This window comes from Cryptosporangium japonicum, assembly GCF_039524755.1.
Taxonomy (GTDB): Bacteria; Actinomycetota; Actinomycetes; order Mycobacteriales; family Cryptosporangiaceae; genus Cryptosporangium; species Cryptosporangium japonicum.
This window is the reverse complement of record NZ_BAAAGX010000020.1, coordinates 4,789-24,667: the sequence shown is the minus strand read 5'-3', so window position 1 is coordinate 24,667 and position 19,879 is coordinate 4,789. Positions and strand designations below refer to the sequence as shown.

At 70.6% G+C, this 19,879-nt stretch carries 17 protein-coding genes; 6 read left to right on the top strand and 11 right to left on the bottom strand.

Annotated elements, in window-relative coordinates; all coding sequences use genetic code 11:
• The first annotated feature begins 21 nt into the window (after positions 1-21).
• The 4 genes from ABD437_RS25235 (at position 22) to ABD437_RS25220 (ending at position 3,270) form a co-directional block, all read left to right on the top strand.
• Entirely contained in the window at positions 22-1,014 is a 993-nt protein-coding gene (locus ABD437_RS25235; protein WP_035856678.1) for a D-ribose ABC transporter substrate-binding protein, read from the top strand.
• 69 nt (positions 1,015-1,083) lie between these two features.
• Positions 1,084-2,052 (top strand): sugar-binding transcriptional regulator, encoded by a 969-nt coding sequence (locus ABD437_RS25230; protein ID WP_344651403.1) that lies wholly within the window; start codon positions 1,084-1,086, stop codon positions 2,050-2,052.
• 45 nt (positions 2,053-2,097) lie between these two features.
• On the top strand, positions 2,098-2,508 hold the full coding sequence (locus tag ABD437_RS25225; RefSeq protein WP_344651402.1) for an ATP-binding protein: 411 nt from the start codon (positions 2,098-2,100) through the stop codon (positions 2,506-2,508).
• A gap of 24 nt (positions 2,509-2,532) precedes the next feature.
• The gene (locus ABD437_RS25220) at positions 2,533-3,270 is read left to right on the top strand and encodes an MBL fold metallo-hydrolase (protein WP_344651401.1); all 738 of its coding nucleotides are present in this window, start codon (positions 2,533-2,535) and stop codon (positions 3,268-3,270) included.
• On the opposite strand, the gene ABD437_RS25215 is transcribed toward ABD437_RS25220, so the two are convergent.
• Positions 3,271-4,785, bottom strand: coding sequence for a peptidase M16 family protein (locus ABD437_RS25215; protein WP_344651400.1), 1,515 nt, complete (start codon positions 4,783-4,785; stop codon positions 3,271-3,273). It lies immediately after the preceding gene.
• Positions 4,782-5,723, bottom strand: coding sequence for a hypothetical protein (locus tag ABD437_RS25210; RefSeq protein ID WP_344651399.1), 942 nt, complete (start codon positions 5,721-5,723; stop codon positions 4,782-4,784). The genes ABD437_RS25215 and ABD437_RS25210 overlap by 4 nt, the downstream gene beginning before the upstream one ends.
• Positions 5,724-5,938: 215 nt before the next feature.
• Here ABD437_RS25210 and ABD437_RS25205 point away from each other — a divergent pair, with 215 nt between their 5' ends.
• The gene (locus ABD437_RS25205; RefSeq protein WP_344651398.1) at positions 5,939-8,794 is read left to right on the top strand and encodes a hybrid sensor histidine kinase/response regulator; all 2,856 of its coding nucleotides are present in this window, start codon (positions 5,939-5,941) and stop codon (positions 8,792-8,794) included.
• Here the strand turns inward: ABD437_RS25205 and ABD437_RS25200 are convergent.
• From ABD437_RS25200 to ABD437_RS25160, 9 genes are read right to left on the bottom strand one after another with little or no spacing between them, the layout of a single operon-like run.
• Entirely contained in the window at positions 8,791-9,147 is a 357-nt protein-coding gene (locus tag ABD437_RS25200) for a hypothetical protein (RefSeq protein ID WP_344651397.1), read from the bottom strand. The genes ABD437_RS25205 and ABD437_RS25200 overlap by 4 nt on opposite strands.
• Positions 9,148-9,184: 37 nt before the next feature.
• On the bottom strand, positions 9,185-9,817 hold the full coding sequence (locus ABD437_RS25195) for a nitroreductase family protein (protein ID WP_344651396.1): 633 nt from the start codon (positions 9,815-9,817) through the stop codon (positions 9,185-9,187).
• A 4-nt stretch (positions 9,818-9,821) separates the two neighbouring features.
• Complete coding sequence (gene galT, locus ABD437_RS25190) at positions 9,822-10,901, bottom strand: galactose-1-phosphate uridylyltransferase (protein ID WP_344651395.1); 1,080 nt, start codon at positions 10,899-10,901, stop codon at positions 9,822-9,824.
• Positions 10,898-11,707: a DeoR/GlpR family DNA-binding transcription regulator gene (locus tag ABD437_RS25185; protein WP_344651394.1), complete on the bottom strand. Its 810-nt coding sequence runs from the start codon at positions 11,705-11,707 to the stop codon at positions 10,898-10,900. The genes galT and ABD437_RS25185 overlap by 4 nt, the downstream gene beginning before the upstream one ends.
• On the bottom strand, positions 11,697-12,821 hold the full coding sequence (gene galK, locus ABD437_RS25180) for a galactokinase (RefSeq protein ID WP_344651393.1): 1,125 nt from the start codon (positions 12,819-12,821) through the stop codon (positions 11,697-11,699). Before galK ends, ABD437_RS25185 begins: the two co-directional genes overlap by 11 nt.
• Before the next feature lie 10 nt (positions 12,822-12,831).
• A complete protein-coding gene (locus tag ABD437_RS25175) occupies positions 12,832-14,853 on the bottom strand; it encodes a beta-galactosidase (RefSeq protein WP_344651392.1) in 2,022 nt (673 codons plus the stop codon).
• Positions 14,850-15,782: a carbohydrate ABC transporter permease gene (locus ABD437_RS25170; protein WP_344651391.1), complete on the bottom strand. Its 933-nt coding sequence runs from the start codon at positions 15,780-15,782 to the stop codon at positions 14,850-14,852. Before ABD437_RS25170 ends, ABD437_RS25175 begins: the two co-directional genes overlap by 4 nt.
• Entirely contained in the window at positions 15,779-16,711 is a 933-nt protein-coding gene (locus ABD437_RS25165; protein ID WP_344651390.1) for a carbohydrate ABC transporter permease, read from the bottom strand. The genes ABD437_RS25170 and ABD437_RS25165 overlap by 4 nt, the downstream gene beginning before the upstream one ends.
• Positions 16,712-16,719: 8 nt before the next feature.
• A complete protein-coding gene (locus ABD437_RS25160) occupies positions 16,720-18,036 on the bottom strand; it encodes an ABC transporter substrate-binding protein (protein ID WP_344651389.1) in 1,317 nt (438 codons plus the stop codon).
• Between the two features lie 318 nt (positions 18,037-18,354).
• Between ABD437_RS25160 and ABD437_RS25155 the strand changes: the two genes are divergently transcribed.
• Positions 18,355-19,875, top strand: a complete 1,521-nt coding sequence (locus tag ABD437_RS25155) for an AMP-binding protein (RefSeq protein ID WP_344651388.1) — start codon at positions 18,355-18,357, stop codon at positions 19,873-19,875.
• The last annotated feature ends 4 nt before the right edge of the window (positions 19,876-19,879 follow it).

Here is a 19,879-nt window from a genome sequence, read left to right as displayed (position 1 = left end):
ACTGTGGAGGTACCACCCCCCATGTCTCTCAGACTGCGCCGCCTGGCCGCGGCCGGCCTCGCCCTCACTCTCGGCGCGTTCTCGCTCGCCGCGTGCGGCGGCGACGACAGCGACTCGGCGAGCAGCGGCTCGTCGTCCGGCGACGCCGGCGGCCTGATCGCGATCATCACCCCGTCGCCCGACAACCCGTTCTTCAAGGCCGAGGCCGACGCCGCGGCCGCGAAGGCCAAGGAGCTCGGCTACGAGACCTCGGTGGCGTCGCACGACGACGACCCGAACAAGCAGTCCGAGCTGATCGACGCCGCGATCTCGCGCAAGGCCAAGGCGATCATCCTCGACAACGCCGGCGCCGACGCCTCGATCGGCCCGGTCACCAAGGCGAAGGACGCCGGCATCCCGGTGTTCCTGATCGACCGCGAGATCAACAAGACCGGCGTCGCCACCGCCCAGATCGTCTCCAACAACGCTCAGGGTGCCCAGCTGGCCGCGCAGGAGTTCGTCAAGGGCATGAAGAGCAAGGGCAACTACGTCGAGCTGACCGGCAAGGAGTCCGACACCAACGCGGGCGTGCGGTCCAAGGGCTACGCCGACGTCATCTCGCAGTACCCGGCGATGAAGAAGGTCGCCAGCGTGAGCGCCAACTGGGACCAGCAGGAGGCGTTCACCAAGATGGAGACGATCATCCAGAAGAACAAGGACATCCAGGGCGTCATCGCCGGTAACGACACGATGGCCCTGGGCGCTGTCGCGGCGCTGAAGGGTGCCGGCCTGCTGGACAAGGTCGTGGTCGTCGGCTTCGACGGCAGCCCCGACGCGATCGCGGCGATCAAGGCCGGCGAGATGCTCGCCACCGCTCTGCAGCCCGCCGCGCTCGCCGCCGAGCAGGCCGTCGAGCAGGCCGACGCCACGATCAAGGACGGCAAGTCCGGCAAGGAAGAGAAGCAGTCGATCGACTGCGAGATCGTCACCAAGGCGAACGCCGACGAGTTCGGGGTTTTCGCTCGCAAGTCCTGACCCGGTGTCGGTGGGGCCGCTCCGGCGGCCCCACTACACTTCGCTTGAATAACTCTGAGGGAGACGCCGATGCCGGTCACCGGCGTGCGCACCGCGGCGGCCGAGCAGCTCCGGATGCTGGCGAAGGTCGCGCGGATGTACCACGAGCAGGGCATGCGCCAGCCCGAGATCGCCGCGCAACTAAACATTTCGCAGCCCCGCGTCTCCCGCCTGCTGAAAGAGGCCACGACCCGCGGCATCGTCCGCACGGTCGTCGTGCTGCCGCCCGGCGTGCACACCGAACTCGAGGAGCGGCTGCAGGAGCGGTACGGGCTGCGTGACGCGGTCGTCGTCGACACCGAGGGCTCGAACGGCGACGTCATCCCCGCGCTCGGTGCGGCCGCCGCGGTGTACCTGGACGCGACGCTCAAGGGCGGCGACGTCATCGGCATCTCGTCCTGGAGCGAGTCGCTGCTCGCCGCCGTCGACGCCATGCACCCCAAACACACCTCGGTCGCCGACCGGGTCGTGCAGATCGTCGGGGGAGTCGGCAGCCCGGAGGCGCAGGTGCAGGCCACCCGCCTCACCGGGCGGCTGGCCGAGCTGACCGGCGCGCGCCCGGTGTTCGTGCCCTCGCCCGGGCTGGTCGGCACCCCGGCGATCCGCCGGGCGCTCACCCAGGACGACGCGGTCGCCGCCGTCATGGCGCAGTGGAAGGAGCTGACCGTCGCGCTCGTCGGCATCGGCAGCCTCGAACCGTCGCCGCTGCTGCTGCGCTCGGGCAACGCGGTGGCCGAGGCCGACCAGGACGAGCTGCGGTCCCTCGGCGCGGTCGGCGACGTCTGCCTGCGGTTCTTCGACGACCACGGGCGCCCGGTGAAGTCCCGGCTCGATCAGCGGGTCGTCGGGATCTCGAGCGCCGACTTACGCACGATCGACCGGCGGGTCGCGGTGGCCGGCGGTGAGCGGAAGCTCTCCGCGATCCGGGCGGCGTTACTCAACGACTGGGTGAACGTGCTGATCACGGACGTGGACACGGCCGAGCGCCTGGTCGCCTGAGATCCGATTTGTTTCGCTCTGCGGGTCGTGGCAAATACTGGGACTGTGGAGGTGATCAGCCCGATGCGCAGCGACTGCGACCCGACCGTCGAGCTCGACCAGGCGCACGCACCGACGCCGGCCGCGACGGCCGAGATCCGTCGGACGGTGCGTGACCTGCTCACCCAGTGGCGCATCGGTGGCACCGCCGCCGAGGACATCCTGCTCGTCGTCCACGAGCTGGTCGCGAACGTCGTCGACCACGCCAGGACGCCGTTCCGCCTCGCGGTCAAGCTCTGCGGCACGTTCGTGAAGGTGTCGGTGCACGACGAGAGCTGCCGGCCGGTCGTCGTGCGCGAGCTCGACCCGCTCTCCACGCGCGGACGCGGGCTGCCGCTGATCGCCGCGATCGCCGACAAGTGGGGCTGCCAGGAGCAGCCCGACGGCAAAACCGTGTGGGCCGCGATCCCCGTGTAGCGGCGCTTGCTACCGTCGCGGGACATGGGCACCCCCACCGTGACGGAAGTAGCCGATCGTGTGCATTTTGTCGAAGGCGACGCGGTCAACTGGGTCGTACTGGCCGACGGCGACGCGGTCACGCTGATCGACGCCGGTTATCCGGGTGACGTCGACGCGGTCCGGCAGTCGCTGGACCTGATCGGGTACCGACCGGCCCAGATCGCGGCCGTCCTGGTGACGCACGGCCACATCGACCACATCGGCTCGCTCCCGCAGCTGGTGAGCGGGTCCACGCCGGTGTACCTCTCGCCCACCGAGGTGCGTCACGTGCACGGTGAGTACCGGGAGCAGGCCACGCCGGTCGACGTCCTGCGCAACGTGCACCGGCCCGGCTTCCTGCCCTGGGGTCTGCACGTGCTGCGGGTCGGGGGCACGAAGCACGTGACGCTGCCCGACGCCGCGCCGTTCCCGGCCGAGGGGCCGCTCGACCTGCCCGGGCGCCCGGTGCCGGTGCTGACGCCGGGCCACACGTCCGGGCACACCTGTTATCTCCTGCCGGAGCACGGGGTGATCGTCACCGGCGACACGTTGGTGACCGGGCACCCGACGTCGCCGGTCACCGGCCCGCAGCTGCTGCACCCGATCTTCCACCACGACCTGGACCGCACGGTGGAGACCCTGGGCACCCTCGAAGCCCTGGACGCGGACCTGGTGCTGCCGGGCCACGGGCGCGTCCACCGCGGCCCGATCGCCGACGCCGCGGCCCGCGCCCGCCCCTAGCTAGCTCTTCTTCCGCCGGAAGAGGCCCTGTTTCTCCGGTGGTGCGGGCGTGGGCGCGACGGGCTCCGGGCGGGGGATCTCCGACTCCTCGCGCGCGGGCATCCGCACCACCAGGTGCGGCGGCAACCCCGTCCCCACCTGGTAGAGCACGGTGGGGTCGCCGGCGATCATCGTCGGCTCCACCGCGACACGCATGCCGTCGTGGCCGATCAGCAGCCGGCCGCCGTCCGGCCAGATCAGCATCGCCGAGCACTCCGCGTACAGCACGGTCGCGGCCTGGTCGCCGATCACCCGGCTGACGCCCGTCGGGCCGATGTGGAACCGGTCCTGATCGTCGTCGACCACGGCGAACGTGTGGCCGGGCACCACCGTGTACGACGTCGTCGGGGCGGCGGTGAACCCGGCCCAGTCGGCGGTGCTACCCGGCGGCACCAGCAGCAGGCCGGTCGTCATCGCGCCGGCCGCGACCTCGGCGACCTGCTCGACGGTGACCGCGTCGAGCTCGGCCAGCCGCTCCTCGACCGTCCGGATCGGTCTGCCGACCAGCAGCGCGTTGGCCTGCGCGCTGAGCATCGCGGCCTCGGCGTCGGGGTCGGTGAGCGCCTCCCGGCCCTTGGTCTTGGCCGCGTCGACGTCGGCCTGCTCGACCCGCCCGACCGACAGCGTCAGCAGCGCGTCGATCAGCCCGCCGAGCACCGCCGACTGCTTCTCGGGCAGCGCGTCGGCCACCGCGGTCACCTGGGCGGTGCCGTGCGCGTGCGTGGTGTACCCGGTGGCGGTGGTGTACGAGAGGCCGCTGGCCTGGCGCAGCTCGCGGAACAGCTCCCGCTGCAGCACCTCGGCGTAGACCTGCGACGCCGCGCCGATCGGCACCACCGCGTCGAACGCCGCGCCGTTCAGCGGCCCCCGGAAGTACGCCGGCGTGACCGGCAGCGCGCTGGTGACGGCCGGCGGCGCCCAGCGTCGGCCGCTGCTCGGCAGCGGGAGCCGCAACCCGGCCGGCACGCCGTCACCGGCGATCCAGAGCACCGCGTTCTCCTTGGTGAACCAGGTGCGCAGCCAGTGCTGGATCTCGTCCGGGGTGATCACCGGGACGCCGTACTCGAGGTACCCGGGCAGGCCGTAGCCGCGGGCGCCGTACCGCCAGGGCGCGAGCACGTGCGCCGGCGTCAGCGACTGCCCGGACTCCTCGGTGAGCAGCACCTGCCGTTCGATCTCCAGGCGGTGCATCGGCAGCGCACCCAGCGACGTGCAGACGCCGGTGAGGAACGAGACCACGTCGTGTTCGCGGCCACGCAGGTGGAACTCGGTGAACGCGGCGCCGGTGCGACCGTTGTAGTGGTAGTCGGCCTGGCCGGTGTCGAAGAGCGCCAGGTGCTCGATCAGGTGCGTGATGCCCGCGCGTGCCAGCACCTCGTCGGCGTACCCGACGCGGAACACCAGCCCGGCGCTCATCGGGCCGTTGACCGGCGCGATCAGCGTCGGGACGCCGTCGACTTCGGTTTCCTTGATCACGCCCGCACGCCCCCGAACGTCTGCGCCTTCCCGGCCTGGAACTCCTCCACCGGGTCGCCGAACGATTCCCACCAGCGGGTGTGCCCGAAGTCGCCGAGCAGGTGGAAGAACGGCCGCGCGGCCGGGTTGTCGCCGGTGACGTGGAAGAAGAACGCGAACGCGTTGACCGCGAACACCCAGCCGGGCTCCCGCCGGAACGCCGGGTGGAGCACCGAACGCTGGGCGGCGGCCCAGACCTCCGGGCGGGCGTCGAGCACGTGCTGCGTCGACTCGTCGCCCGTCAGGCTCGCCCAGCGCTCCAGGTGCACGGTCGCGACCAGCGCACCGTGCATCCCACCGGGGGGTGCGGCGGCCGCGCACTGCCGGGCGAACCCGAACGCCTCCTCCCAGGAGCCGCCCCACTTGGGGCAGGCGTGCTGCAGGAAGAAGCTCTGCGCCCAGAAGTGGTGGGGGGCCACCCGGGCGAGCCGGTCGTAGCGCCGCCGCCCCTCCGCGACCCCGAGCTCCAGGCCGCGCGCGGTGGTCAGCCGGCTCTCCCACGCCAGCAGCGCCCGGGGGTCGCGCGCCGTGACGTCCATCAGGGCGCGCTCGGCGTCACGCAGGTGGGCGTGGAGCGCGTCGAACTGCTGCCGGGACACCTGCGAGGCGCGGGCGGCGGTGCGGATCCGCCAGCCGGCGTGGATCAGGCAGCGCCCGAGGATCGTCGCCGCCATCGGGGACGGGTCACGGGCCACGACCTGCCGGAAGAACTGGTCGGCCCCGTGGACGTCGGCGATCAGGTCGATCGCGACCGTGGCCGCCTGCCAGCCGCCCAGCTGCTGGAAACCGGCGGCGATGGCCGGCCAGTCACCCGCTCTGGTGGCCGCCGGGAACAGTCTCAGCTCCGGGTACCAGGTGGTCGGTTCGAACTGCGCAGGTAAGGGCTTGTCCCCGGACACCGCGGCATCGTACCGCCACGCGCCGTGGCGTCAGAATCGGAAAACCTTCAGGACGACGGGCGCGGAGCCGATGGGCCGACGGGTGCGATTCGGGTGCTTCTCGCCGAACGCCCGGACGCGCGCACCCACTGACGGACGAGGGGGCAGCGCTGACCGGCGCGGGGAGGGAGCCATCCGCGACCGGTCCGGACGAGTCGTCCGGACCGTCCGGCACCGTGCCCCCGGACGCCCCGGCCACCGCGCCGCGCAGCGTCCCGTTCACCGCCCGGCTCACGGTCGGGCGGCTGCTCGCGATCGGCTTCCTGCTCGCGATGCTCGTGCTGGCGGTCATCGGGCTGAGCGCCTACGTCCGGATCGGGACGTTGCTGCAGGAACGCGCGCCCGTCGATCACTCCTACGACGTCCTGCACCGCATCGACGTGGTGCGCCAGCGGTTCCTGGACGCCGAGCGCGGGCAGCGCGGCTACGTCATCACCGGGCGGGAGAGCTACCTGTTCCCGTACCTGGAGGCCACCAGGCAGGTCGGCAAGGACCTCGCGCAGCTGCGCGTCGCCACCGCCGACAACCCCCGCCAGCAGGACATGCTCGACGCGCTCGACCCGCCGGTGCAGGTCAAGCTCGCGATCATGGCCGAGACCGTGTCGCTGCGCCGCAACGCCGGTTTCGACGCGGCACGCAGCTTCACGGTGTCGGGCCAGGGCTCGGCCGCGATGATCCAGATCTCCAGCGGCCTGGACGCCATGCGCTCCGAGGAGGTGCGGCTGCTGGTCGAGCGGCAGGCCGCCAGCAGGCAGAGCGCGCTGAACACCCGCGCGCTGATCCTGTGGGGCTCGACCGCGGCGGTACTCGTCGTCGGCCTGGGCGCGTGGTGGGTGACCCGGCGGATCACCCGGCCGATCAAGGAGGTCACCGCGGCCGCGAACCGGATCACCGACGGTGACCTGAGCCGCCGGGCCGAGGTGTCGGGGCCGGTGGAGCTGGAACGGATGGGGCAGGCGGTCAACGACTCGATCGAGGCGATCTCGCAGGCCCGGGACCAGGCCGTCGCGGCGGCCGCGGCCAAGGCCTCGTTCCTGGCCACGATGAGCCACGAGATCCGGACGCCGATGAACGCGGTGATCGGCATGACCGGGCTGCTGATGGACACCCACCTGGACAACGACCAGCGCGAGTTCGTGAAGACGGTCCGCGACTCCGGCGAGGCGCTGCTCGGCATCATCAACGACATCCTCGACTTCTCGAAGATCGAGTCCGGGGAGCTCGAGCTCGACGACGAGGCGTTCGACCTGCGCGAGTGCATGGACTCGGCGCTCGCGCTGGTGGCGCTGGACGCCGAGCGCAAAGGCCTGGAACTGGTCGGCAGCCTCGACTCGGCCACCCCGCCGGTGCTGCGCGGCGACGTCACCCGGCTGCGTCAGATCATGGTGAACCTGCTCAGCAACGCGGTGAAGTTCACCGCGGTCGGCGAGGTCGTGCTCGCGGTACGCGGACACCTGCTCACCGACGCGCCGGACGGGCCGGTCACGCTGACCGCCGAGGTGCGCGACACCGGCCCGGGCATCCCGGCCGACCGGATGGACCGGGTGTTCCGGTCGTTCGCGCAGGTCGACTCGTCCACCACCCGGGTGTACGGCGGCACCGGGCTCGGGCTGGCGATCAGCCGCCGGCTGGCGAACGCGATGGGTGGCGACATCGCGGTGCACAGCGAGGTCGGCGTCGGTTCGACGTTCACGCTCACCGCGTTGCTGACCGGCTGCGTCGACCGGGAACTCCAGCCGGCCGACCACAGCGCGCTCGCCGACGCCCACGCGCTGATCGTCGACGACAACGCGACCAACCGCCGGGTGCTGCGTCTGCAGCTGGCCGGGTGGGGGCTGCGCTGCACCGACGTGGCGTCGGCGGCGGAGGCGCTCGAGCTGCTGCGTGTCTCCGCGCAGTACGACGTCGCGGTGCTCGACATGCACATGCCGGAGGTGGACGGCGCGCAGCTGGCCGCCCGGCTGCGCTCGTCGCCGGCCACCGCGGACCTGCCGCTGATCCTGCTCACCAGCGTCGCCTGGCGGCCGGGCCCCGACCAGCAGAAGCTGTTCGACGCGGTGCTGACCAAACCCGCGCGCGGATCGACGCTGCACTCGACGCTGGCGCGGGTCGTGGCGCGCGGGCTGCCGGACTCCGACGACATGGTCGAGGCACCGCCGGCGCCGGCGTCGGTGCCGCTGCGGATCCTGCTCGCCGAGGACAACCCGGTGAACCAGAAAGTGGCCCAGCTGATGCTGTCGAAGCAGGGGCACCTGGTCGACACCGTCGCCGACGGCCTCGAGGCGGTGCGTGCGGTGCAGCTGGCGCCGTACGACGTCATCCTGATGGACGTGCAGATGCCGGTGATGGACGGGCTGGAAGCGACCCGCCGGATCCGGGCCGAGGTGCCCGAGGACCGGCAGCCGCACATCATCGCGATGACCGCGAGCGTGCTGGTGGAGGACAAGGCCGCGTGCCGCGCGGCGGGCATGGACGACTACCTGCCCAAACCCGTCCGTGCCGACGACCTGCGCGCGGTCCTGGACGAGTTCGCGCGCTCGGCGGTTCCGGCCCCCGGGCCGCCACCGGCCGGAGCGGCGGAGGCGCCGGCCGGGGAGGCCGCGCCGCGGGCCGGGGCGCGGGAGCCCGGGCTGGTGGCCGCCGCCGCCGAGCAGGAGAGCAGCATCCGGGCCCGGTTCGCCGACATCGCCGGGCCGGCCCCCACCGACGGGGAGAAGGAGATCCTGGCCGAGATGGTCAGCGCGTTCGTCAGCACCGCACCCCAGACGCTCGCCGCGCTGCGCGACGCCGTGCACACCGGGGACGCGTCGGCCACGGCCGAGAAGGCCCACAAGCTCAAGGGCTCGGCCGCCAACATCGGCGCCGGCGCGCTGGCCGACGTGTGCGCGAGCTTCGAGGAGCTGGCCACGCTGGGCTGGCTCTCCGCGACGAACGACCACGACCAGGCCCTGGCCCGCGCCGCGGACGAGCTCGACCTCGCCCGCCGCGTGCTCGGTGACCTGATCGCCGAGCTCTCCCCGGCCGACCGCTAGAAGGCGAACTCGCCGGTGGGAGTGTGCTGGCGGAAGACCAGCGCCCAGTCGGCGCCCTCCCACGTGTAGAGCGACGTCACCCAGGCCCGGTAGTTCGGCAGCCAGCTCCCGTCGGCGTACGCGTGGTACTGCACCAGGACGTTGCCGTCCACCAGCAGCAGACGCGGCTCGGAGAGCTCGTAGGTGAGCGGCTCGTGCTGCTCCCAGCGGCTGATCAGCTCGTCCCGCTCGACGACACCGCTGGGGAGCACCACGTACCCGTCGGAGGTCATGTGGCGGGCGTAGAAGCCGGCCGCCCGGCCTTCGCTGAGCTCCGCCCAGAAGTGCTGCTCCAACTTCCAGGCCTGATCCATGCCGCGATTCTAGGCGCTGCGTCCAGCGCCCGTCCGCTCACCAGGCGTCGACGTGGAGGACCTCGTCGAGGGGCTGGCGGGCGGCCGGCTTGAACGTCTCGCCGGTGTAGTAGGCGGTCGGGATCAGCGCCGCCTGGGCGATGCCCTCGGGGATGCCGAGCAGCTCCGAGATCGCCGCCTCGTGACGCAGGTGCAGCGTCGTCCAGGCGGTGCCGAGCCCGCGGGCCCTGGCCGCCAGCATGAAGCTCCAGGTGGCCGGCAGGATCGAGCCCCAGAGGCCGGCCTGGTTGCCCGCGCCCAGGGAGCCCGCGCGGATGCACGGGATCACCAGCACCGGCACCTCGGCCATGTGGTCGGCCAGGTACTGACCGGAGCTGCCGATGCGCTGCTGCACCGCGGCCCGCTCCGGGTCGTCGGCGTAGAGGGCGCCCGCCGAGCGTCCGGACGCGAGGTAACGCTCCCAGGAGTCCGCGTAGTACGACGCGATCGCGGCCCGCTTCGACGCGTCGGTGACCACGACCCAGTGCCAGGACTGGGCGTTCGACCCGCTCGGCGCCTGCAGCGCGATGTCCAGGCACTCCCGGATCAGCGCGAACGGGACCTCGCGGGTCAGGTCCAGCCGCTTCCGGACACTGCGCGTCGTGGTCAGCAACTCGTCTGGCGTCAGCATGGGCTCAATTCTCTCCACGCAACGCCGCGGCGGCCTTCTCGGGGGCGATGTCGTTGATCCACACCGCCGCACCGGACTCCGAGCCGGCCAGGTACTTGAGCTTGCCCGGCGCCCGCCGGATCGAGAACACCTGCAGCGCCAGGTGCCACTGCTCCCGGCCCGCGCGCACCGGCGCCTGCTGCCAGCCCGCGATGTACGGTGCCGGCTGCTCGAACAGCCCGTCGAACCGGCGCAGCACCGACGGATACAGCTCCGCCAGTTCCGCGAGCTCGTCCTCGTTCAGCGCGGGCAGGTCGGGCACGTGCCGGTGGGGCACGATCATGACCTCGTAGGGCCATCGTGCCGCGAACGGCACGTACGCGGTGAAGTGCGTGCCCTTCTCGACGATCCGCGCACCGGCGGCCTGCTCGGCGGCGAGCAGCGCGCACTGCAGGCACTCGCCGGTGGCCTCGTGGTACCCGCGCAGCGCCTGCCGGGTGCGCTCCATGCGCGGCGGCACGAACGGGTACGCGTAGATCTGCCCGTGCGGGTGCGACAGCGTCACCCCGATCTCCTCGCCGCGGTTCTCGAAGGCGAAGACGTACTCCACCCCCGGGATCCGGCCCAGGGCCTCGGTGCGGTTCGACAGCGCGTCCAGCACGGTACGCACCCGCTCCGGTGGCAGCTGCGAGAACGCCCCGTTGTGGTCGGACGTGAAACACACGACCTCGCAGCGCCCGTTGCCCGGTTCGGTGTCGAACAGGCCGTCGACCGCGGACTCGCCGGTCGAGGCCACCGACAGCGACGGGAAGCGGTTCTCGAACACCACCACGTCGTAGTCCGGCGCCGGGATCTCGGTGCGGTGGTCCGCGTCGCGCGTCGGGCAGAGCGGGCACTGGTCGGTCGGCGGCAGGAACGTGCGCGACTGCCGGTGCCCGGCGATCACCACCCACTCGCCGGCGAGATTGTCCCACCGGCGCTCGGACGTGCTCGTCACGTGCGGCAGGCCCCGCTCGTCGACGGCCGACCGGTCCTTGCCCGGTGCGTCGTCGAAGTAGAACAGCTCTCGGGAGTCGGAGAGGTGGATCTCGGTGATGTTGCTCATGTGCGGTCTCCGACGGCAGGGTGGTCGGCCGGGGCGTCGACGACGATGAGCTCGCCGACCGACTCGGCCAGGATGTCGTGGGCGGCCGGTGGCAGGCCGCTGTCGGTGATGAGGACGTCCGCGGTGGACAGCGGCCCGAAGTCGGCGAGCCCGACGATGCCCCACTTCGTGGAGTCCGCCAGCACGACGACTTCCCGGGCACTGCCGATCAGCGCGCGGTTGGTCTGGGCCTCGGCCAGGTTGGGGGTGGTGAGCCCGGCGATCGCGTCCATGCCGTGCATGCCGATGAACAGCTGGTCGACGTGGAGCGACGCGATCGACTGGTCGGCGACCGGCCCCACCAGCGCGGCGCTGGGCGTGCGCACCCCGCCGGTGAGGATCACCGTGAACCCGGCCCGGGGCGCCTGGGCCTCCAGGATGTCGGCGACCGTCGTCGAGTTCGTGACGACGGTCAGTTCCGGGATCGCGGTGATGTGGCGGGCCAGCGTCCAGGTGGTGGTGCCGGCCGAGAGCGCGATCGCGGTGCCCGGCGTGATCAGTTCGGCCGCGCGGGCCGCGATCGCCTCCTTCGCCGGTTGCTGCAGTGCGCTCTTGACCGCGAAGCCGGGCTCGTCGGTGCGCCGCGAGTTCGCCAGTACCGCGCCGCCGTGCACCTTGTGCAGCACGCCGGCGCGCGCCAGCACCTCCAGGTCGCGGCGGATCGTCATGTCGGAGACGCCGAGCAGCTCGGTGAGGTCGCTGACCCGCACCCCACCGCCCCGGCGGATCTCCTCGACGATGCGCGCCTGCCGCTGGCTAGCCAGCATCCGGCCCGTCCAAGGCGTGTGCCCCCGCGGCCGGCGAGGTCACGAAGGCACGCGGCTCGGCGAAGCCCCGCGAGGCCGCCGCGGCCACGGCGGCACGCGTCGCGGCGTCGACCGTGTCCTTGTCGACGAGCGCGATGACGCACCCGCCGAACCCCCCGCCGGTCATCCGGGCGCCGTACGCGCCGGCCGAGAGCAGCGCCTCGACCAGGACGTCGACCTCGGGCACCGTGATCTCGAAGTCGTCGCGCATCGACGCGTGCGACGCGGTGAGCGCCGGGCCGATCTCCCGGACCCGGCCGGCGTCGAGCAGCGCGACGACGTCGGTGACCCGCGCGTTCTCGGTGACGATGTGCCGGGCCCGCTTGACCAGCTCCTCGCCCTCGGAGTCCTGGGCGAGCTTCGCCAGGGCACCGTCGAGGTCGGTCACGTCACGCAGCGCGGGCACCCCGAGCACGTGCGCGGCCCGCTCGCAGGAGCGCCGCCGCGCCGCGTACTCGCCGTCCGCGTGCTGGTGCGGTGCCTTCGAGTCGACGACGAGCAGCGCCAGGCCCTCGGCGTCCAGGTCGAACGGCACCGGACGCACGTCGAGCGAGCGCATGTCGCAGAACAGCACCGACCCGGCCTCGCCGAGCATGGAGGCCAGCTGGTCCATGCCGCCGGTCGGCGCGCCGACGAAGCCGTTCTCGGCCTTGCGCGCGACCGTCACCAGCTCGCGCGGCGAGAGGCCCAGTTCCAGCAGGTCGTTCGCGGCTCCGGCGACCGAGCAGGTCAGCGCGGCCGACGAGGAGAGCCCGGCGCCCAGCGGGACGTCGGAGTCGACGGTGACGGTCAGCCCCGGCAGGTCCTCGAGGCCCAGCGCCCACAGCACGCCGGCCGGGTACGCGGCCCAGCCGGTGACCCGCTCCGGCTGCAGCGCCGGGACGCGGAGCTCGACCGCGTCGTTCTCCTGCGCGGAGACGAACCGGAGTCTTCCGGCCGGGCCGGGTGAGACCGTCGCTCTGCACCCGAATTCGATGGCCAGCGGCAGCACGAAGCCGTCGTTGTAGTCGGTGTGCTCGCCGATCAGGTTGACCCGACCCGGCGCCAGCCAGCTGGCCGATTCCCGCATGCCCATGCCTCCAGCCCTAAACGGCGATCCGGATCACGGCCACCGCACCCGCTCCGACGGAATCGCTCTCCACCCAGTCCCGGCCGGTGAGGAGGTCGCGTCCCCGCACCGGAATCGCGACCCCGGTGTCGGACCCGTTGATCGCGAACAGGTACCGGGCGTCGGCGCCGACCCGTTCGACCACGTCCAGCCCCTCCGGCCAGTCCGCGATGGACAGTACGGGTTCGACGCCGGACGCCTGCATCAGCCGCCCGACCAGCGCGGCGTGGTTCGCGGCGTCCAGCCGGGTACCGAGGTACCAGGCCTGGCCGTCGCCGACCGTGTTGCGGGTGAGCACCGGACGACCCGCGAGCGGGCCGTCGCCGTAGGTGGCGAGCACCTCGGCGGTGGTCGCGGTCGCGGCCTCGCTCCAGACCGTTCCGGTCGCGTCGTCCAGCCCGTCGATCCGGACGCTCTCCAGCAGCGGGTTGAACTCCTCCACCCGGACGCCGAGCAGGTCGCGGAACGCACCCGGGTAACCCCCGAGCCGGACGTGGTCGTTGTGGTCCACGATCCCGGAGAAGTACGTCACCAGCGTGGTGCCGCCGGCCTCGATGAACTCGGTCAGGTTCGGCCCGGCCTCGCCGCCGGTCAGGTACAGCGTGGGCACGATGACCAGCCGGTAGGCCGACAGGTCGTGGTCGGGGTGCACGAAGTCGCAGGCGACCCCGCGCTCCCACAGCGCCCGGTGGAACCGGCGCAGCTCACCCAGGCCGGTGACGTCCGCGCTCGGGTGCGAGTCGAGCTCGACGGCCCACCAGCTCTCCCAGTCGACGGTGATCGCGACCTGGGCGCGGACGGTGGAGCCGGCCACTTCCTCGAGGTTCTCCAGGTCGGTGCCGAGCTGCACCACGTCGCGCCACAGCTGCGAGTCCGTGCCCGCGTGCGGCACCAGCGCCGAGTGGAACTTCTCCGCACCGGCCTTCGACTGCCGCCACTGGAAGAACAGCGCACCGTCGGCGCCCTTGGCGACGTGGGTGAGGCTGTCGCGGCGCAGCTGGCCGGGCCCCTTCGCCGGGTTGCGCGGCTGCCAGTTCACCGCGCTGGTGCTGTGCTCCATCAGCAGCCACGGTTCGCCGCCGGCCAGCGACCGGATCAGGTCACCGGACATCGCCAGGTCGTGGGTGGCCCCACCCGGGCCGAGACCCTCGACGATCCGGTAGTGGTCGTTGGAGATCAGGTCCTGCTCGGCGGCCCAGGCCCAGTAGTCCAGCGGTTTGAAGAACGTCATGAAGTTCGTCGTCACCGGCGCGTCGGACAGTTCGCGGAGGATGTCCGCCTCGGCCCGGAAACAGTCGAGCAGCTCGTCGGAGGAGAACCGCCAGTAGTCCAGCTGCTGGGTCGGGTTCGCGAACGAGTTGTACGCCGGGGTGCGGGGCGGGATGACCTCGGCCCAGTCGTAGTAGCGCTGGCTCCAGAACGCGGTGCCCCAGGCCTCGTTGAGGCTGTCGAGGTTCTCGTACCGGTCACGCAGCCAGGTGCGGAACGCCTCGGCCGAGGTGTCGCAGTAGCAGTGCCAGTTGTGGCAGCCGTACTCGTTGTGGACGTGCCACATCGTCACGGCCGGGTGCGACGTGTACCGCTCGCCGATCGTGCGGGTCAGCCGCGCGGTGGCCGTGCGGTAGTCCGGCGACGAGGGGCAGAACGCCTGCCGCGCCCCGTACCAGCGCCGCTGGCCGTTCACGTCGACCGGGAGCGAGTCCGGGTACCGGCGGGAGAACCACGGCGGGGGACTGGCCGACGCGTTCGCGAGGTCGACCGCGATGCCGTTGTCGTGGAGCAGGTCCAGCACCCGGTCGAGCCAGCCGAAGTCGTACTCCTTCTCGGCCGGCTCCAGCTTCGCCCAGGAGAAGATGCCGAGCGAGACCAGGTTGACCTTGGCCTCTTTCATCAGCGCGACGTCCTCGCGCCACACCGATTCCGGCCACTGCTCGGGGTTGTAGTCACCGCCGTAGGCCAGCTTGCCGCCCAGCCGGGCGGTGACGGCACGCAGCGTCATCCCTTGCTACCGCCGAGCGTGAGGCCGGCGACGAACTGACGCTGGAGCGCGACGTAGATGGCGAGCACCGGGATCGCGGTCAGCAGGGCACCGGCGGCGATCAGGTTGTCGTTCTGCGCGTACTGGCCGAACAGGTTGTTGATACCCGTGGTGACCGGTAGCCGGTCGCCGGTCTGGATGAACAACAGCGCCCAGAAGAAGTCGTTGTAGATCCAGATGACCACCAGCGTGCCCAGCGCGGCCAGCGCCGGACGGCACAGCGGCAGGATGATCTTCCAGAACTGCGTCCAGACGCTGGCACCGTCGACCATCGCGGCCTCGGTGAGCTCGCCCGGCAGCGCCTTCATGTAGTTGCTCAGCACGAACGTGCAGAAGCCCACCTGGAATGCGATGTTCGCGGCGATCACGCCGTAGTAGGTGTTCAGCAGCGACCCGGAGTCGCTCACCGAGTACGGCAGCTCGAAGTGCTTGTAGAGCTGGAACAGCGGCGCGGCGAGGATCTGCGGGGGGAGCAGGTTGCCCGCCGTGAACAGGATCAGCAGCGAGACGTTGAACTTCCACTTGAAGCGCGACACCGCGAAGGCGACCATCGCGGCGAACATCAGCGTCAGGATCACGGCCGGGATCGTGATGATCGCCGAGTTCACGAAGTACTTCGAGAACCCGCCCTGGTTCCAGGCGTTGGAGTAGTTGTCGAAGTTGAACGACCCGCCGGTGCTCAGGTAGCCGTACTTCTGGGTGTCCTTCTCCGGCCGCAACGACGTGTAGATCGTCCAGAGCAGCGGGACCAGCCACAGGAACGCCGTGACGGTCAGGAACGAGTAGCTGAAGATCCGGCCGCCCCGGGTGAGCTTCGGCCCACCCTCGGAGGTCTTGGCCGCGGTCAGGGGAGCGGTGGTCTCACCACCGGTTTCGGTGAGGACCGTCATGACTTCTCCTCGTTCCGGAAGGTCTGCCAGAGGTAGATGACGATCGGCACCAGCGAGATCACCAGCAGCACGGTCGCGATGGCCGCGCCGACGCCGATCTGGGTGCCCTCACCGACCAGGTTCTGTACGACCAGCGCGGACAGCAGCTCCAGGCCGTTGGTGCCGCGGTTGATCACGTAGACGATGTCGAAGGCACGCAGCGCCTCGATGACCGTGATGACGACGACCACGATGTTGATCGGGCGCATCGCCGGGAAGACGACCCGGAAGAACGTCTGCACCGCGTTGGCGCCGTCGATCGCCGCGGCCTCGCGCAGCGACGGGTCGACGCCCTTCAGGCCGGCCAGGTACAGCACCATGATGTACCCGACGTGTTTCCAGGACGCCGCGACGAGGGCGGCCCAGAGGTTGATGCTCGAGTCGCCGAACCAGTCGATCTGATCGGCGGTACCCGCGGTGCCGAGCACGCTGTTGAGCAGACCGGCGTCCGGGCTGTAGATCAGGTGCCAGATGATGCCGACCAGCGCGAGCGAGAGCATCACGGGGACGAAGAAGATGCTCTGGTAGATCCGCGAGCCCTTGAGGTTCTGGTCGAGCAGCACGGCGAGGAACAGGCCGAGCGGCGTGGCGATCACCGCCAGGAACACCAGCCAGATGATGTTGTGCTGCACCGCGGGCCAGAACGGCGGGTACTCGCTGGTGATGAACTTGTAGTTGTCCAGCCCGGCGAAGTGCACTCCGCCGGGCTGGTCGATGTCGGTCCGGGCGTCGGTGAACCCGAGGAGGACCGAGAACAGCGCCGGCCCCCAGACCAGCAGTAGCTCGATCAGCGTCGGGATACCGACCATGAGCCCGAGTACGACGCGGTCGGTGCCGGTGAGTCGGCGCAATTTCTTGCGCTTGGCCACTGTGGCCTGAGGGGTCGTCATCGCTTGTCTCAGCTGCCGTAGATCTGCTTGGCCTGCGCCTCGAGGCTCTTGGTCACCGACGCGACGTTGCCGTCCTTGATGAACTGCTGGAAGGCCGGGAGCGCCGCGTTGTTCGCGAACGCGGGCTCGGCGTCGCGGTCGAGGAACTGCGAGATGTTCTTCGCCGCCCCGATGACCTCGGCCGACTTCTTCTGCAGCGCGTTGTACTTGCTGGCGTCGGCGTCCTTGGCCGCCCCGACGTTGTTCGAGTCGATGGCCTGGTAGACGTCCTCGGCCTTACCGGTGGCCAGGTACTCCATGAGCTTGCGGGCGCTCTTGTTCTCGCCGCCCTTCTTGCTCATCATGAAGCCGTCGATCGGGGCCTCGATCGCGTCCGCGCCGATCGTCGAGTCGATCTCCGGGAACGGGAAGAAGTCGATGTCGGTGTCGCCCTCGGGCCACTGCTGGCCGACGAACGAACCGAGCAGGTACATGCCCGACTTCTTGGTGACGACGGTCTGCGCCGCCTCCTGCCAGGTGCGGCCCAGCGAGTCGGCCGACTGGTACGGGAAGATCGACTTCCAGGTGTCGAAGACCTTCTTGACCTTCGCGTCTTCCCAGCTCTCCTTGTGCGCCATCAGGTCGACGTGGAACTGGTAGCCGTTGATGCGCATGTTCAGGTAGTCGAACGTGCCGAACGCCGGCCAGCCGTCCTTGTCCGCGAAGGCGATCGGGTTGAGCCCGTCGGCCTTCATCTTCTTGGCCAGCGTGATGAGCTCGTCCCAGGTCTTGGGCTCGGTGTAGCCCTTTTCCTTCCACACGCTCGGGCGGTAGAACCAGCCCCAGGGGTAGTTGTAGAGCGGGATGAAGTACTTCTTGCCGTCGTCACCGGTCGAGGCGGTCTTGAAGGCCTCGGAGAAGTTGCTGCCGACCTTCTCCCAGACGTCGTCGATCTCGGCGACGAGCCCCTGCTTCGCGTACGACTTCATGCGGTAGCCGGCGAACCACGTGAACACGTCGTCCGGGCTGCCCTTGAGGTAGTTGTTGATGTTGTTCTGGAAGTCGTTGTGAGCGACGGTGTTGATCTTGACGTCCACATCGGCCGCGTCCTTGGCCGACGACATCAGGGCCGCGTAGGCCTTCTTCGGCACCTCGTCGGACCCGTTCGAGCCGAACGTGACGGTGCCGGTCCCGGAGCCGCTGTCGGAGCCGCTGTCGGCTCCGGTGCAGGCCGCGAGCAGCGGGGCCGCGGCGATCGCGCCGGCACCGAGCCCGGTGACGCGGAGGAGCGACCGGCGGCTCATCCCGGAGCGTCCGAGCAGTGAGTCAAGCGAAGGGGTGGGCATCAGTGCGCCTCCTTGCCGTGTGGATCGCAACGGGATCCAACATTAGTGCGCACACTTCACCAGAACCCTTCGTAGTCGTCAACGGGTCCCGGTAACGTTTGCGCAACACGTTTTAGCTGTCAGTGATCGCATGGTAACCATGAGAAAGATGTTGGGGTGAACTGCCTCACTGGAACGAGTAAAGTCTGTTTTGTCGGTTGTCGATTTTTGAGTAGAAGTTGTCGCGGTCACAAGCACGCCGCGTAACCGACTTCGGGTGCGTCGAGGGCCCCGCACGATTACCTTTCGATCGATCGAGTTCGACGTCGGAGGTGGCGCGTGTTCTATCCCCTCAACGTGAAGGACTTTCTGGATCGGGCCGAAACGGTCTATCCCGACCGGGTCGGGGTGACCGACGAACCGACCCAACCGGCGCCGTCGCTGGGTGCGGTGTCCTACCGGTCGCTCGCCGGGATGGCCCGGAGTCAGGCGGCCTGGCTCGACGGGCTGGACGTCCCGGTCGGCGGCCGGGTCGCGATCGTGTCGCACAACGCCGGGCGCATGCTGGCGTCGTTCTTCGGGGTCTCCGGCTGGGGCCGCATCCTGGTGCCGATCAACTTCCGGCTCGGCGCCGAGGAGATCGGGTACATCGTCGCGCACTGCGGAGCCGACGTCCTGCTCGTCGATCCGGAGCTGCGCGGCCTGCTGGATTCGGTGCCGGCGAAACACACCGTGGTGCTGGGTGACGACGCGATGTTCACCGGGGGCGGGCAACCGCGGCCGTGGGCGGCCGACGAGGGTGCGACGTGCACGCTCAACTACACGTCCGGAACCACCGCGCGCCCCAAGGGTGTCCAGCTCACCCACCGCGCGAACTGGCTCAACGCGACCGTGTTCGCGCTCCACGCCGGCGTCACCGACCGGGACGTCTACCTGCACACGCTGCCGATGTTCCACGCCAACGGCTGGGGCATGCCCTACGCGATGACCGGGCTCGGCGTGCACCAGGTCGTGCTGCGCAAGGTCGACGGCGCCGAGATCCTGCGGCGCGTGCGCGACCACGGGGTGACCGTCATGTGTGCGGCGCCGGCGGTGCTGAACGCGGTGCTGGAGGCGTTGGACTCCTGGGAGGGTGAGATCCCCGGGCGTGACCGGGTGCGGGTGATCCTGGCCGGAGCGCCGCCGCCGACCCGGACGATCGAGCGGATCCGCGCCGATCTGGGGTGGGAGTTCATCCAGATCTACGGCCTGACCGAGACCGCTCCGCTGCTGACGATCAACCGGCTCCGGTCCGAGTGGGACGACCTGCCCGCGGAGGAGCAGGCCCGCCTGCTGGGGCGCGCCGGTGCGCCCGCGCTCGGGGTGCGCATCGCGGTCTCCGAGTCCGGCGAGGTGCTCTCGCAGACCAACCACAACCTCGACGCCTACTGGGAGAACCCCGACGCCACCGCCGAAGCGCAGGCCGACGACTGGTTCCACACCGGCGACGGCGGCGCGTTCGAGGACGGCTACCTGTCGATCACCGACCGCAAGAAGGACGTGATCATCTCCGGCGGCGAGAACGTGTCCTCGATCGAGGTCGAGGACGTGCTGAACTCGTTCCCGGCGGTGCGTGAAGTCGCGGTGATCGGCATCCCCGACGAGAAGTGGGGCGAGTTGGTGACCGCGCTGATCGTCACCGACGGCTCGCCGGTGACGGCCGAGGACGTGATCGCGTTCTGCCGCACCCGGCTGGCCGGCTACAAGACCCCGAAGCGGGTGGAGTTCGTCGACGAGCTGCCGCGGACGGCCACCGGCAAGCTCCAGAAGTTCAAACTCCGCGAGCCGTACTGGAAGGGCCAGTCCCGCCAGGTGAACTGACGCC

What these genes read in the sequence shown, in the direction of transcription:
- ABD437_RS25235 (WP_035856678.1), top strand. Translation starts at nt 22, where the DNA reads ATGTCTCTCAGACTGCGCCGCCTGGCCGCGGCCGGCCTCGCCCTCACT.
- ABD437_RS25230 (WP_344651403.1), top strand. Translation starts at nt 1,084, where the DNA reads ATGCCGGTCACCGGCGTGCGCACCGCGGCGGCCGAGCAGCTCCGGATG.
- ABD437_RS25220 (WP_344651401.1), top strand. Translation starts at nt 2,533, where the DNA reads ATGGGCACCCCCACCGTGACGGAAGTAGCCGATCGTGTGCATTTTGTC.
- ABD437_RS25200 (WP_344651397.1), bottom strand. Translation starts at nt 9,147, where the DNA reads ATGGATCAGGCCTGGAAGTTGGAGCAGCACTTCTGGGCGGAGCTCAGC.
- ABD437_RS25195 (WP_344651396.1), bottom strand. Translation starts at nt 9,817, where the DNA reads ATGCTGACGCCAGACGAGTTGCTGACCACGACGCGCAGTGTCCGGAAG.
- galT (WP_344651395.1), bottom strand. Translation starts at nt 10,901, where the DNA reads ATGAGCAACATCACCGAGATCCACCTCTCCGACTCCCGAGAGCTGTTC.
- ABD437_RS25185 (WP_344651394.1), bottom strand. Translation starts at nt 11,707, where the DNA reads ATGCTGGCTAGCCAGCGGCAGGCGCGCATCGTCGAGGAGATCCGCCGG.
- galK (WP_344651393.1), bottom strand. Translation starts at nt 12,821, where the DNA reads ATGGGCATGCGGGAATCGGCCAGCTGGCTGGCGCCGGGTCGGGTCAAC.
- ABD437_RS25175 (WP_344651392.1), bottom strand. Translation starts at nt 14,853, where the DNA reads ATGACGCTGCGTGCCGTCACCGCCCGGCTGGGCGGCAAGCTGGCCTAC.
- ABD437_RS25170 (WP_344651391.1), bottom strand. Translation starts at nt 15,782, where the DNA reads ATGACGGTCCTCACCGAAACCGGTGGTGAGACCACCGCTCCCCTGACC.
- ABD437_RS25165 (WP_344651390.1), bottom strand. Translation starts at nt 16,711, where the DNA reads ATGACGACCCCTCAGGCCACAGTGGCCAAGCGCAAGAAATTGCGCCGA.
- ABD437_RS25160 (WP_344651389.1), bottom strand. Translation starts at nt 18,036, where the DNA reads ATGCCCACCCCTTCGCTTGACTCACTGCTCGGACGCTCCGGGATGAGC.